Source organism: Collinsella sp. AF28-5AC, from assembly GCF_003457875.1.
In the GTDB taxonomy this organism is placed as follows: Bacteria; Actinomycetota; Coriobacteriia; order Coriobacteriales; family Coriobacteriaceae; genus Collinsella.
This window is the reverse complement of sequence record NZ_QRTA01000020.1, coordinates 1-13,691: the sequence shown is the minus strand read 5'-3', so window position 1 is coordinate 13,691 and position 13,691 is coordinate 1. Positions and strand designations below refer to the sequence as shown.

Genomic DNA, 13,691 nt, shown 5'->3' with positions numbered 1-13,691 from the left:
ACGAATCGTACGCCGAAAGGGGTTCGTTCATGGAACCTATTACCACGGGCATGCAGGGAGCAGCCGTCGAGGATGTTCAGTCCCGCCTTCTGCAGCTCGGTTACACCATCGATGCCGACGAGGTCGCCGACAAGCGCTTTGGCACCACCACCGAGCAGGCCGTTGGCACGTTTAGGCTCGATAGCGGCCTTGCGGCCGGTTATGCTGTCGATATCCCCTGCTGGAGCGCCCTGGTCGACGCCTCGTATAAGCTGGGCGACCGCACCCTGTATCTTCGCATGCCCAATTTTCACGGCGCCGACGTCAAGGCCCTGCAGCGCGCTCTCAACGTTTTGGGCTTTGCCTGTGGCGAAGACGACGGCTACTTTGGTCCGCATACCGAGGCCGCCCTGCAGCAGTTCCAGGAAAATGTCGGCCTGTTTGCCGACGGCATGGCCTTCCAGGACACCTACGCCTACATCAACCGCCTGCACCATGTGTGGGAGGGCAAGCCCTCGGTCACCGAAGCCGAGTCCCGCATCGGTTTTGCTCGCGCCGCCAACGTGCTCGAGCGCTTCCAGATCGCCGTTATCGGTGAGGACCCCATCGCACGCAGCGTTGCTTCGCGCATGTGGAACATCGCCACGGCAACGACCGACAACAGCGGCATGATGCTCTGCGACTCCGAGGTCCCAACCGACGTTGACCTGGTGCTCGAGATCGCAAGCGACGAGCTGCCCGCCGACGCCGCGCCACGCGCCACGATTGCCCTCGCCGAGTGCCACAACCTGGCCCAGCGCATCCGCACCGCCAATGTCGCCGTGCAGCAGAAGCCGGCTCGCATTCGCATTGAGCTCACGGGCATGACGCGCTACAACGGCACCTTCACGGCCAGCGACGCGCAGACGCTCGCCGTACGCCTACTCGATGGCGTTTGCGATGCCCTCGCAGATTAGGTAAACTAGACGAGTTGCTTTTGGGCAACACCACACATTGGGACGTAGTTCAACGGTAGAACTCCGGTTTTTGGTGCCGGCTGTTGGGGGTTCGAATCCCTCCGTCCCAGCCATTAAAACTGAGCGCCCTAAGCCCATAACGGCCCAGGGCGCTTTCTTGTGGGCAAGCGGAGGAATTCGAGCCCGCAAGGGTGCGGAGCTGAGGAAACGCGAAGCGTTTTCCAGCGCAGCACGCAAGGAGCGAAGCGACGCAGCGGGGCGCGGCCGCCGACCAGGCGGACGCGGAATCCCTCCGTCCCACATCAGCCCAGTTCCGAAAAGCGAGCCGCCATCTACAAAGTGCCGTGTGGCCCCGGCCGGCCGGGCATTAAGTTTGTCGCGAGTTCCGCACGCAAAGAAGGCCACTTAATGTGGCCTTCGTCTTGCGCAGGACTGTAGAGCAGCAAACTTAATGCCCGGCCCGCCGGGGCCACACGTCCCTAATTGTTGAGCATGCGGTCGAAGCTTCCCGAGTCGCCATCCCGATAGTCCGCGGTCATCAGAATCTCCTGCGGAATGCGCCCGCCCTCGCGCAGCACATTGCGGAACTGCACGCGCGTGACCATGGGCAGATCCTTAATCGTCGCCGCCAAGTTCTGCGGCACGCCCTGGTTGGCAGCCGCGGGCTCGCACTCGCCGCCGGCCTTCACGCGACGCTTATGCTCGGCGAGCATGGCGCGGTACATGCCGGCATGCAGGCGAATCTCAACCACATTGGCATTGCGAGCCTGCTCGACGATGCGCGCGCCCTCGCGGTCGATATCGCCCACGTAGTAGACGTAGTTAAAGCGATAGCCGATCTCAGCCAGATAATCGTCCAGGGCATGCGAGACGCTCGCCTTGCATCCGCCGCCAAAAATCACGCCGCCCACCTTGATGCCAAAGAGCTTGGCGTGCTTGCGGCCACGCAGCAGCCTGACGATCTCGTCGTAGGTGTCCAGGTTCTCGACCATAATGAACGGCTTATCGGCGCCCAGCGTAAAGAAACCCGTAAAGTGCACGGGGCGGTTGGGGGCGACCTTGATCGCCTGCATGCTGATGCCCTTTTCGGTCATGCGCCTTATCAGGCGCTCACCGTGCTTGCCGTCAAAAGCCTTCTCGTCGTTAAAAATCTGGTAGGCACGCTGGCGGCGCGAGGCAACCGGCGTATCGGCACCTCGGTTTTGCTCGATCCAAGCCTGGATGATTGCGATTTCCTCGGCAATCTTGCGGTTGGACATCTCGTTGTGCTGAGTGCGCTGCGGCGCCTTTTTGCCGTCCTTGCCCTCGACCTTAACAATTTGAGTCTGCTGCTCCTTGATCTTAGAGAGCGCCGTAGGCGTAGGGACAACTTTGAGCAGCTGCCTGCCCAAAACGCGGGCAAGGGCAAACGCCGATACCTCGCCGTGGACGGCCGACTCGGGCTGCTGGGTAGCACTATCAGCCGCGGCAGGCTCAGCCTGTGCATGAGGCTTACGCTTGGAATCTGCCCGGGTATTACGTTCCTGCTTGGGCGCAGACGAGCGCTTTTGCGGACGATCGGACTTGGCCTCCTTCGCCGGCTGGCGCTTGACCTGATCCACCGGAGTCTCGGCCTTCTCATCTCCGTTTTGTGTCGCTGTCTTCTCGGCCGCGGCCTCGGCATTTGAGCCACGACCGCCGCGGTGACGACGACGGCGGGGCTTGCCTGAGGCGCTCTCCCCAGCCTGCTTATCAGCGGTCTGTTGAGCTTTGACCTCAGTGTCAGCCGCAGGCTGCGACTCGGAAGGTTGCTGCTCGCGAGCCGCCGGCTCAACGGTTTTCTCGGTTTGTTCGGCCTTCTCGGCCTGAGCGGTCGAAGCCGGCTCGCCCTTCTCCTGACGCCTTACGGGATACGCGCGCCTCGCAAAACCACGTCCGGGACGGCATGAACCCGGAGCCTTCTTGGCAGACTCCTCAACATCGTCTGCAGCCTCGGAAGGCTCTTCAACCTCATGCGCGACATCCTGCTGCGCAGCCTTAAAGTGGGCACCACGGCGACGCTGGGGCTCCTGGGCCTCCACGGGCTTTTGCTCCTTCGCGGGCCTCTGCGACTCGGCAGCAACCTCGGTCTCAACAGCCTCGGCATCCGTCTCGCCCTTTCGAGCAACGGCGCGACGGAAGCGCTCCTGCTGGGCGCGGCGCTGTGCATCGCGCTTGCCGCCCCCGCCAAAACCGCCGCGTCCTGCCTTGGCCGTAAAGGCACGCACGACGTTCTCATCGAGCAACTCATCGGTATCGACATGCTCACGCGGAGCAACTTCTTCCACAGCAGGCACGTCAGCGAAATCCTCGACGACAAAATCTTCGACGGACTCGGCAGGCCGCTCCTGGGCATCGCGGATCTCGGCATTGATGGTATAGAACGCCGGGCGCCCGTTAATGCCGCTACCCTCGATCTTGGTAACGATCTTTGCCGCGATGAGTTCGTCGCGCATCGCCTTGGTGTCGCATTCCTTATCGACGGAACGGAAAATCTGCGCCAGCGCGCTCGACTTGATCTTGAGCGCCTTGCGGCAGAGCAGGTCGTAGGCAACCAGCTTGGCGCGCTCGGCAGAAAGCGACGTCTGGCTGCTCAGGCGCTCAGCCAAAGCATCGACATTGTTTTGATTATCGGAATATACCGTCTTGGCCACGGGGCCCCTTTCATATGTACACATATACGTTTATATGGTACAACGCGCACCCTTATCCACGCAAAACATCTGCGAGAACACTCGAGCGTCACCCGCTTTCGCATGAAAAAAGACCGAGCCCGCGAAGTCGCAGACCCGGTCTTTCCGAGTCATATGGATGGAACGATCACTCCATCAAGTCGACTAGGCCTTGACAGCCTCGGCATCGGCGGGAGCCTCCGCAGCAGCGGCGCGACCGTACTCAGCCTTGCCCATCTCGGACCACTCGAGCTCCTCGTCGGGCATGGAGCCGGCCTCTTTGCCGAAGAACTCCTTGAGGCAGTTGACGGCAACGATGAGGCCCAGGACCATCAGCAGGACAGCGAAGACGAGCTGCAGGCCCTTAGTGGCAGCGACGGAGACGGCAGCCGTGGTGGCGGTAGCCGGGATGGTGCCAAAGAAGCCATAAGCCTGGACGGCGGTCATGCAGCCCATGGCGCTCTGGACCAGCGAGGTGAACGTGCAGCAGAGCAGGAAGGCGACGGGCACGTAGAGCATCCAACCCTTGCGGCCAGTGCACTTGCAGAACACGGCGAGGGTGATCATGGTCATACCGCCAAGCAGCTGGTTGGAGGCACCAAAGAGCGGCCAGATGTTGGCATAGCCGCCAAAGGCGAGGGCGAGGCCGGGAAGCAGGGTGACGACCGTGGCGAACCAGGGGTTGCCGAGGACCTTCATATAGCCGGCCTTGGACTCGATGGCCAGAGCATCGTTGGTCTGGGCAAAGAACTCGGAGAACGAGGTGCGGGCGATGCGAGCGACAGCGTCGAGCGAGGTCAGGGCCAGAGCGGAGACGTTCATGGTCATGAAGACGGTAGCGAGCGTGCCGTCAACACCGAAGGCCTGCATACCGCGGGAGATGCCAGCGGCGAAGATCTGGAACGGGGTGGAAGCGACACCAGCGTTGAGGGCGCCGGTACCGGCGGTGTTCATATCGGAGAACATGATGCCGGCGACGATGATGGCAAGGATGCCGACGAAGGACTCGACAATCATGGCGCCGTAACCGACCTTGACGGCGTCCTGCTCCTTCTCGACCTGCTTGGAGGAGGTACCGGAAGAAACGAGGCTGTGGAAACCGGAGAGAGCGCCGCAGGCAACGGAGACAAACAGGACCGGGAACATCATGCCGGAAGCACCGGAGAAGCCGGTAAAGACCGGAGCGGTGATGGTGGCCTGGCCGTTAACACCCAGGACGACGATGCCGAGGACAGCGCAGGCGATCATGACGATCATCATGATCGAGGTGAGGTAGTCGCGCGGGGTCTTGAGCATCTGGATGGGCATGGCGCCAGCAAAGACCAGGTAAACCATAACGACGGCGAACCACTGGAACTTGTCCAGGTAGAGCGGGAACTGCATGCCGACGGCGAACATGAGGACCATGAGCACCACGCCGGTGACGAACTCGGCAGCGCCGGTAAGGTTGAACTTCTTCTGGGCCCAACCAAAGGCGATAGCGACGAAGGTGAACAGGATGGATATGGTGCCAGCGCAGCCGGCGGCATAGGACTTGGTGAAGTCGATGGCACCGGTAGCGGCGCCGGAAGCGTCAACGGCCGGGGTGAACATGAACGTCTTGCAGACCATGTCGGTGAAAGCGGCGATGACGATGATGCAGAACAGCCAGCAGAACAGCAGAAACAGGCGACGGCCGGTCTTGCCGATGTACTTCTCGATGAGCTGAGCCAAGGACTTGCCGTTGTTCTTCATCGAAGCGTACAGGGCGCCAAAGTCGTGGACGGCGCCAAAGAAGATGCCGCCGACGAGGACCCAGAGCACGACGGGCAGCCAGCCGAAGGCCATGGCAACAATCGTACCCGTGACAGGGCCGGCACCGCAGATCGAGCTGAACTGGTGCGAGAACGCGGTAAAGGCGGAGACGGGCGAGAAGCTCTTGCCGTCCTTCATGCGCTTGGCCGGCGTGAGGGCGTCCTTGTCAACGCCCCACTTGTTGGCCAGCCAGCGGCCGTAGCCCAGATAGCCGCAGGCGAGCACCGCCGCGGCCACAACCATGAGCAAAACTCCGTTCATTACATTTCCTCCTCTAAAAAGAACTTCCCAGACATAAAAAATGAGGGCCGTCGGTTGCGCTCGACGGCCCTCATCTTCATCAGCCGCCCGTTATCGTACGGGCTAGCTGTATGTGCTAACCCGCATCAGATAATTACTACGCTGATAATGTTTAGCTGATGCGTGAACATGTCTAGGAAATCCTCTTCAATCATGATGCGAACAATCCGTGCGTGTTCACATCCCCCAGTGGATGAAAAGCAGTATGAAACTTTAGTTACCTAAAGTCAACGCAAATTTGTAATGAATTTTCAACTTTTTTTGAAATTCTCGGTATAAAACGCCACTGACCTCGGACTTTACCCAACAAAAGTTTTTGCATGAGAGATGCCCCTCGGGAGCGAGCGGGCGTATACAAGGTTTCCTGCTCTACAGTCCTGCTCGCACGGAGAGCACATTAAGTGCTCTCCGGCTCGTGCGGAACTCGCGATAAACCTTGTATACGCTCGCTCGCTCCCGAGGGGCTCCCATCCCAAATGCGGAGCAAAGCTCCGCATGCCATCTTTTCTTTCAGCTAAAGCACGCCGGAAATTCGACGCTGGCTTGTTAACCTTGCTGGACGTTGTCGACGCCGATCCAGCTCAGAAGCTATATCGATACAGAAAGGTCCCCGGCGCTGCCCGGGCGCCAACGGCCGCATATGAACTTTATCGCGAGTTCCGCACGAACAGGAGGCCACTTAATGTGGCCTCCGTCGTGAGCAGGACTGTAGAGCAGGAAACCTTATATCCGGCCCCTCCGTCCGGGGACCGCGCCGTACCAGCTACAGCGTCATGTTTGGATCGGCGTCGACGTCGAACGGCGAGATTTCACCTCGGTCGAATTTACGGCGAGCGACCTCCGCGATCATGGCTGCGTTATCGGTACAGGCAGACAAGGGCGGCACCGTTACGCGGATCCCCTGACGCCCAAGCTTCTTGATCATCATCTCGCGCAGATGCGGGTTGGCCGAGACGCCGCCACCGATGCAGTATTCCTTGCATCCGGTAGCGTGCAGTGCGCTTTTGGCCTTCTTGTACTGCACGTCAAAGACAGCTGCCTCAAACGAAGCCGCCAGATCGGGCAGGTGAATCGTGCGCCCGGCCTTGGTCTCCTGTTCAATGTAGAGCGTCACGGCCGTTTTAAGACCCGAAAGCGAGAAACGATAGTCTCCCCTGCTGTTAAGCGCGCGAGGAAAATCGATCGCGCGGGGGTTGCCCGTCTCGGCCAGCTTGGAGATGATGGGGCCACCGGGATAGCCCAGACCCAACGCCTTGGCTACCTTGTCGAAGGCCTCGCCCACAGCATCGTCGAGTGTCTCACCAAGTACCTCGTAGTCGCCCCATGCCTTCACGTGCACGAGCATGGTATGACCGCCCGAGACGAGCGTGAAGATAAACGGCGGCCTGAGATCGGGCTGCGCCAGCAGGTTGGCGAACAGATGGCCCTCCAGATGGTTGACGCACACGAGCGGCTTGCCGGCGGCATAGGCAAAGCCCTTGGCGAAGGCGACGCCCACTACCAGAGCACCCACCAGGCCCGGACCCTGTGTCACGCCAACAGCGGCGAGTTCGCTCGGCGCGATGGCTCCGCCCTCAAGACCAAGCGATGCCGCGGCATCCTCGAGCGCCGCATCCACGACACTCACAATCACCTCAACGTGTTTGCGCGAGGCGATCTCGGGCACCACGCCGCCAAAGCGGGCGTGAAAATCAATCTGTGTCGACACCTGGTTGGCCAGCATATTGCCATCCGCATCGATAATCGCCACGGCCGTCTCGTCGCAGGAACTCTCGATAGCGAGCACTAGGCGGCGGCGCTCAATTTCGGCGCGCTCCTCCTCGGAGCGCCCAGGCGCAGGCAGCGGCCATACACGCTGCTCTGCCGCCGTCGGCTCGGGCGAAGCATTGTCGACCGGAAGCACCAGGGGCAGCGGAGCCGTCATGACGATGGCGTCCTTGCCGGCACCATAGTAGCCGCGGCGACGGCCAGCCTCGGTAAAGCCCAGAGCGTTATAAAGCGCGGTCGCTCCCTCGTTACCGTCCTCGACCTCGAGCGAAGCCGTAGTGCAGCCGAGCATCTGGGCATCATAGCTCACGTGCGACAGCAGCTTGCGGGCAATGCCCTCACGGCGATGTGCCGGGTCGACGGCGACATCCAGAATCTGCACATCACCGTCCACGACCATACCGCCGGCAAGGCCCAGCAGCTTGCCGTCGTCGTGTGCCGCCCACCAACTACGCGGCGCAGCGACGTCCTCGCCCAGTTCGGACAGGAACATGCCCGGCGTCCACGCCTCGTGTCCGGCACCTTCAAAGCAAGTAGCCTCCAGCGCGCTCGCGCCCTCGGCATCCGCCGCGCCCATGGGACGGAACTGCAGATGACGACCGGCGAGCTCATCGGCAACGCCCGTAATTTCGCTGTGCGCACTCTCGGCAAGACCAAGACGCTTGCGCTCGTTTTCCTCGGCATCCGAAAGGCGCGTGTAAATCGGCAGGACGCGGGCCGGATCGCCGTCACCCGCAGCGTGCGCGAGCAGCAAGCCCTCGCCCGAAGGCCACCACAGGTCGCGCTCCACGCAGCGGGCGGCCTCGTCCTCACCCAGCAGCTTGCCATAGCGCACGAGACCGTCACCGGTCAGCTGAACCTGGCCCCAGTCCGCTGCTTGGCGCCACTCATCGAGCGCCACGGCGGCCTTGACCACGTGTTCGCGCTCAAATTGACGCTCGGGACCCTCATCGACCAGCATATACAGCGCCGGATATACCTCACCGCGCATAGCATCGGCCAAGATACCAAGCTTGCCGCGCACGCCAGCCTTCCACGCCGTCCAAGCGCAAGCGTCGAGCGTCGACACGCCCAGCAGCGGAACATTGGCACCACGCGCGAGGCCCTTGGCAGTGGAGATGCCGATGCGCACACCCGTAAAGGACCCCGGGCCGCGGCCGACCACATAGCAACCAACATCGCTGCGATCCAGACCGGCTTGAGCCAGCACGCCATCAACGGTATTCACGAGCTCAACGTTGGCGTGACGGCGACACATGTGGTCGCCACTCACGAGCTTCGTCTCGCCCGTCTGCCCATCAATCCAGCTTGCCGCGCAGGCAAGCATGTCGGTCGAGGTATCGAGCGCCACCACCAGCGCGTTGTCGTTATGCAAGCTCATCTTGTACAGCCTTATCAATCAAATGGGAAAGCTCCATTGCGCGGTCACCGTGCGCCTCGAGCGTTATCGTTCGCACATCGCTGTCGCCCTCATCACGCCCGAGCGTCACCGAAAGATACTCATCCGTCAGCTCGTCCTGGAATTGTTCGCCCCATTCCAGCAGGCAAGCACCCTCATAGCCCAGCACATCGAAAATGCCCGTATCCTCGAGCTCGTAGGCATGCTCCAGGCGGTATAGATCAAAGTGAAACAGCGGAATACGACCTTGATCGTGAACGGCCATGAGCGCAAACGTAGGGCTCGTAACCATATGCCCATCGCCCAGCCCGCGCGAGACGCCCTTGGTAAAGTGAGTTTTGCCCACTCCCAGGCCACCGGTCAGGATGAGCACATCTCCGTCCTCAAGGCACGGTGCAATTAGCTCGCCAAAGTACTCCGTATCGGCAGCGCAAGTCGTTTTGTAAGTACCTACCCCCAGGCGCTCCAGGGACATATATGCTCCTTATTATTCCGAGGCGTCCTCTGGTGCGGGATGTCGCCCCAGATAGTCGCCCAGCATCTTAAAGTCTTCCTCCAGCAGCTCCTGCCACGCTGGATTGCGTAGCGCTGCTGCCGGATGGAAAGTGGGCATTACTACAAAATGCCCCATCTGGTGGAACCTGCCGCGCAGCTTAGTAATGCCAATCTCGGTCTTAAGCACAAAGTGCGTCGCGGGGTTGCCGAGCGTCACAATAATATCGGGCCAGATGCTTCGAATCTGCTCACGCAAAAACGGCGAGCAAGCCAGCACTTCCTCGGGACGCGGATTGCGGTTTCCCGGCGGGCGGCACTTAAGCACGTTGGCAATGTAGACGTCTTCGCGTTTGAGCCCCGCCAGCGACAAAATGCCGTTGAGGTCCTCGCCTGCCGCCCCCACAAAGGGCTCGCCCTGCAAATCCTCATTGCGGCCCGGCGCCTCGCCAATAAACATCACGCGAGCGTGGGGGTTTCCCACGCCAAACACGATGTTATGGCGCGACTGGTAAAGCTGGCAAAGGTGACAATCGCCCAGAACGGCCTCGATCTCCTCGAGTGCGACCTCACGCGGCGCCTGATGGCTATGGCCGGGGATGTGCATGACGCCCATAGCGGCTCCTACACGTAGACTTTGTCGAGACGCATACCAAAGCCGCAAGCGACCTCGTAGTTAATCGTGCCGCGTAGGCGCGCCATCTCGTCCATGGTAATCTCGGCATCTCCATCGCGGCCGACAATGATCATCTCGTCACCATATTCGGCCTCGGGAATCTCATGCGCCGGGTTGGACTGAATGGCGACCATAAACTGGTCCATGCAGATATTGCCCACCTGACGCACACGCTCGCCGCGATACAGCACGTCCATACGATTGGAAAGCGTACGCGAAAGGCCATCGGCATAACCGATCGGAAGGGTGCAGATCTGAACGCGCGTGCGCGGTACGCGGTAGGTAAAGCCGTAGCCCACGCCCTCGCCCATCGCAGGATGCGCCACGCGCGTCACACGCGCGTGGACGCTCATGACGGGATCAAGCTGCATCACACGACCACTCAGCTCACATGGCTGCAGACCATACAAACCGATGCCGGCACGAATCATGTCAAAGTGCATTGAAGAATCGAGCATCGAGGACGGCGTATTGGCACAATGCACGATACCGCATTCAAAACCTGCGTCCTTAATGGCCTGAACGGCCTCGGTAAAACGCTGGCACTGCAGCTTGTAGTCCCAACCCGAAGGTTCATCGGCCGTGGCGAAGTGAGTAAATACGCCGTCGCACTGAATACCGCGATGGAAATTAATACCGCGGACAAAGTCGAGCACCTGCGTGTAATGTACGCCAATGCGGTTCATGCCCGTCTCGATGGCGAGATGATACTTGCCCACCTTGCCCGCCGCGACGGCACATTCGCCATACGCAAGAGCAAAGTCAGACGTATAGACCGAGGGCATGATATCAAACTCGAGCAACGTCGGAATAGCCTCGATAGGCGGCTCGCTTAGGATGAGGACGGGTTTCGTAATCCCGCCCTGTCGGAGCTCAACGCCCTCGTTAACCGTCGCCACGGCAAACATGTCGGCACCAGCCGAATACATGATCTTAGCGCACTCAACAGCTCCATGACCATAAGCATCGGCCTTGACCACGCAGCACAGGCGCTGACGCGGATTCAACAAGTTCTTATAGGCTCTCGTGTTGCGACGGAGCGCCCCGCGGTCGATCTCGACCCAGGACCAGCGCGTCAAATCGGCTTTATTCATGATTAGTCATCCGACCCTTCGTCCATGATTCCCAGATCTTCGAGCGCATCCTTTGCCGCCAGCTCCATGGCAGGACCGATCAAGTCGATAAGATCGGTCGCGATAACGCTCTTCTCACCATACTCCGTCGCCGCGGCAAAACCGGCGTAGCTGTGAAGTGCGACGGCGTACGAATACAGCAGCTCCCAACGATCCATCTCGTCGCGCATGGTGGCAAGCGTGCCGGCCAAAATACCCGCGAGAACATCACCAGAACCGGCAGTTGCCAGAGAAGCCGGACCCGAGAGTGGCAGCAGCACGCGCTCAACGCCACAGATAGCCGTCGTCGGCCCCTTGGCTATGACCACCAGATTGTCGGAGCCTGCAGCCCAGACAACCTTCTGCGCGGCCGCAATCGCGGTACCAAGGTCGTTCACCTCGTCACCGGCAACCAGGCGCGAAAGCTCACGATAGTGCGGCGTCATAACCAACGGCTGCTCGCGGCGATACATCTCGGGGTTACTATCAATACCGTCAATGGCAATCTTAGCAAGGCAGTTGAGTGCATCGGCGTCCAAAATTAGCGGTACATCAAGCTCGAGCAAGCCCGAAACCACCTGCATAGCGCCGGCAGACGTCGTCATACCGGGACCGCACAGCACGCAGCTGTACTTCTTTGCGATCTCGCACACCGTCATGCGCGCAGCGGCGCCAAAGGAGCCGCGGGAATCAGACGGAATAGCAAAGACCGGAATCGAAGGAAGTGCCATGCGAATGAGATTGGCGCAGGCGTCAGGAGCCGCGACTGCCACGTAACCAGCACCCGCGCGAGCTGCAGACTTGGCCGCCATAATGGCAGCACCAGGATATTGCGCAGATCCGGCGACAATAAGCACAGAGCCACGGGAATACTTATCGATATTCGATGGTAGCGGAGCAAAGTAATCAACTAAGTCACCGGGCTCGACAATCTCGGCGGCGTGGTCGACATCATCGATGACCTCGTCAAGACGGTCGTAAAGATTGCCGCAGATCAAATCGCCAGCATACTCAGGACCATCATCGCTATACAGACCAATCTTGGGCGCAATCATCGTCACCGTGCGCTCGGCACGAATGCAGTCGTCATCAACAACGCCCGTCTCGGCATTCAGGCCCGAGGGGACATCAATGGATACGACACAATCGGCGCATTCATTGACCGTAGGAATCCAAATGGAGAACGGCGCACGCAGATTCCCGTGGAAACCGGTACCAAAAATGGCATCGACAACAACATCGGCCTTATCGATCAAAACCTCGAGTTCGTCACGCGAGGGACCGACGCAAACGTGCACATCGCGGCCGGCAGTTCGACGAGCAACATGACGTGCCAGAGCAGCAGGAATCTCATCCGGCTCAACCGGAGAAACGATATCCACGTCCACACCCTTGTGGCTCAGGATATCGGCGGCAACCCAACCGTCGCCGCCATTATTACCAAAACCGACCAGAACGAGAACCCGATCGGGATTGAGCTTCAAGACCTCGTTGGCGGCAAACTCACCCGCTAGCTCCATAAGCTCGGCCTTCGAAGTCCCTTCGCGTTCGATGATATCCTCGAGACGAACGACTTCTTCGGTACTCAAAACCGGTTTCATCTATGCTCCTAGCGTATCTTGCGAAGCATCGCCCAGGTGCTCCGTCAATGCTGAATTCTGCAGCTGCTCAAGCTCATCTAAAACAGAGCGAGCCTCTTTAAATGTCTGCGCAACGCGTTTCTTGTTGCTCACTTTTTCTTCCTTAGGCTTAGGTCGAGCATCCTCGGTGATTGCAATGGCATTAGCGACAGCCAAGTCACCCGTAAGGGTAATAGAAAGAGCGACCTCGACAACACCCAAATCCTGGGCGATTTCGAGAGCACGACCAGAAAGCAGAGCCTTCGGTTTGCCGAGTTTATCACGCGTTACCGAAACATCCTTGCGACCTACACCTTGACTAAAACCCGTGCCGAGAGCTTTAAGCACCGCCTCGCGCGAAGCAAAGCGGCTCGCATAGTGAGCAGCGGGACGCGATGATGCATCGCAATACGCACGCTCTTCTTCGGTAAACACACGCCGAGCAAACGACGGCGTCTTTTCAAGAATTGATTTCATGCGGGAAATCTCGACGATATCAACGCCGATACCAGCTTCAGCCATGTTCACCTCCATATCGCACAGACTAAGTTATTGTAGCCCGTTCACAGAAGATGCGACAAACGAGGGTTATAAAACACAGCTACTATGTGAGACAAAACCCGTAAACGCAAAAAAGGGGGGAGGCCGCGAGGCCTCCCCCCTTCTAAGTTCGATGACGGCTCGGTGCCGTCCACCGGTCAGCGGCGCCCTGGCCTCCCACGGGCTGGCCCCGCAGTACTCTCGGCGCGATGGGGCTTAGCTTCCGGGTTCGGAACGGGACCGGGCGTGCCCCCCATGCTCTGGCCGCTGACCGGTGGGCGGCGCCCACCGTTACGGTGTCCTGGGTCTCATCTACGTGCCCTGGGGGCCGCATGGCGCATAGGAAAGATCTGACTCGGGGGCATCC

General features: G+C 60.0%; 9 protein-coding genes, 1 tRNA gene and 1 rRNA gene. 2 read left to right on the top strand and 9 right to left on the bottom strand.

The window, feature by feature from the left end; translation table 11 throughout:
- The first annotated feature begins 29 nt into the window (after positions 1–29).
- Both DWZ01_RS09730 and DWZ01_RS09725 read left to right on the top strand, forming a co-directional pair.
- Positions 30–935 (top strand): peptidoglycan-binding protein, encoded by a 906-nt coding sequence (locus tag DWZ01_RS09730; RefSeq protein ID WP_199411031.1) that lies wholly within the window; start codon positions 30–32, stop codon positions 933–935.
- A 38-nt stretch (positions 936–973) separates the two neighbouring features.
- Positions 974–1,048, top strand: a tRNA-Gln gene (locus DWZ01_RS09725).
- Between the two features lie 366 nt (positions 1,049–1,414).
- Here DWZ01_RS09725 and DWZ01_RS09720 read toward each other — a convergent pair.
- The 9 genes from DWZ01_RS09720 to rrf form a co-directional block, all read right to left on the bottom strand.
- The gene (locus DWZ01_RS09720; protein ID WP_158557030.1) at positions 1,415–3,607 is read right to left on the bottom strand and encodes a hypothetical protein; all 2,193 of its coding nucleotides are present in this window, start codon (positions 3,605–3,607) and stop codon (positions 1,415–1,417) included.
- Between the two features lie 183 nt (positions 3,608–3,790).
- On the bottom strand, positions 3,791–5,680 hold the full coding sequence (locus tag DWZ01_RS09715; RefSeq protein WP_117848854.1) for a carbon starvation protein A: 1,890 nt from the start codon (positions 5,678–5,680) through the stop codon (positions 3,791–3,793).
- A gap of 802 nt (positions 5,681–6,482) precedes the next feature.
- A complete protein-coding gene (tsaD, locus tag DWZ01_RS09710) occupies positions 6,483–8,867 on the bottom strand; it encodes a tRNA (adenosine(37)-N6)-threonylcarbamoyltransferase complex transferase subunit TsaD (RefSeq protein WP_117848852.1) in 2,385 nt (794 codons plus the stop codon).
- On the bottom strand, positions 8,854–9,360 hold the full coding sequence (gene tsaE / locus DWZ01_RS09705) for a tRNA (adenosine(37)-N6)-threonylcarbamoyltransferase complex ATPase subunit type 1 TsaE (RefSeq protein ID WP_117848850.1): 507 nt from the start codon (positions 9,358–9,360) through the stop codon (positions 8,854–8,856). Before tsaE ends, tsaD begins: the two co-directional genes overlap by 14 nt.
- 12 nt (positions 9,361–9,372) lie before the next feature.
- Positions 9,373–9,993 (bottom strand): uracil-DNA glycosylase, encoded by a 621-nt coding sequence (locus DWZ01_RS09700; RefSeq protein ID WP_117848849.1) that lies wholly within the window; start codon positions 9,991–9,993, stop codon positions 9,373–9,375.
- An 8-nt stretch (positions 9,994–10,001) separates the two neighbouring features.
- The gene (gene alr, locus DWZ01_RS09695) at positions 10,002–11,147 is read right to left on the bottom strand and encodes an alanine racemase (protein WP_055252165.1); all 1,146 of its coding nucleotides are present in this window, start codon (positions 11,145–11,147) and stop codon (positions 10,002–10,004) included.
- A 2-nt stretch (positions 11,148–11,149) separates the two neighbouring features.
- Positions 11,150–12,766, bottom strand: coding sequence for an NAD(P)H-hydrate dehydratase (locus tag DWZ01_RS09690; protein ID WP_117848847.1), 1,617 nt, complete (start codon positions 12,764–12,766; stop codon positions 11,150–11,152).
- Complete coding sequence (gene acpS, locus DWZ01_RS09685; RefSeq protein WP_055252164.1) at positions 12,767–13,306, bottom strand: holo-ACP synthase; 540 nt, start codon at positions 13,304–13,306, stop codon at positions 12,767–12,769. It abuts the gene before it with no gap.
- 174 nt (positions 13,307–13,480) lie between these two features.
- Positions 13,481–13,596 (bottom strand): 5S ribosomal RNA (gene rrf, locus DWZ01_RS09680).
- Positions 13,597–13,691: the final 95 nt, after the last annotated feature.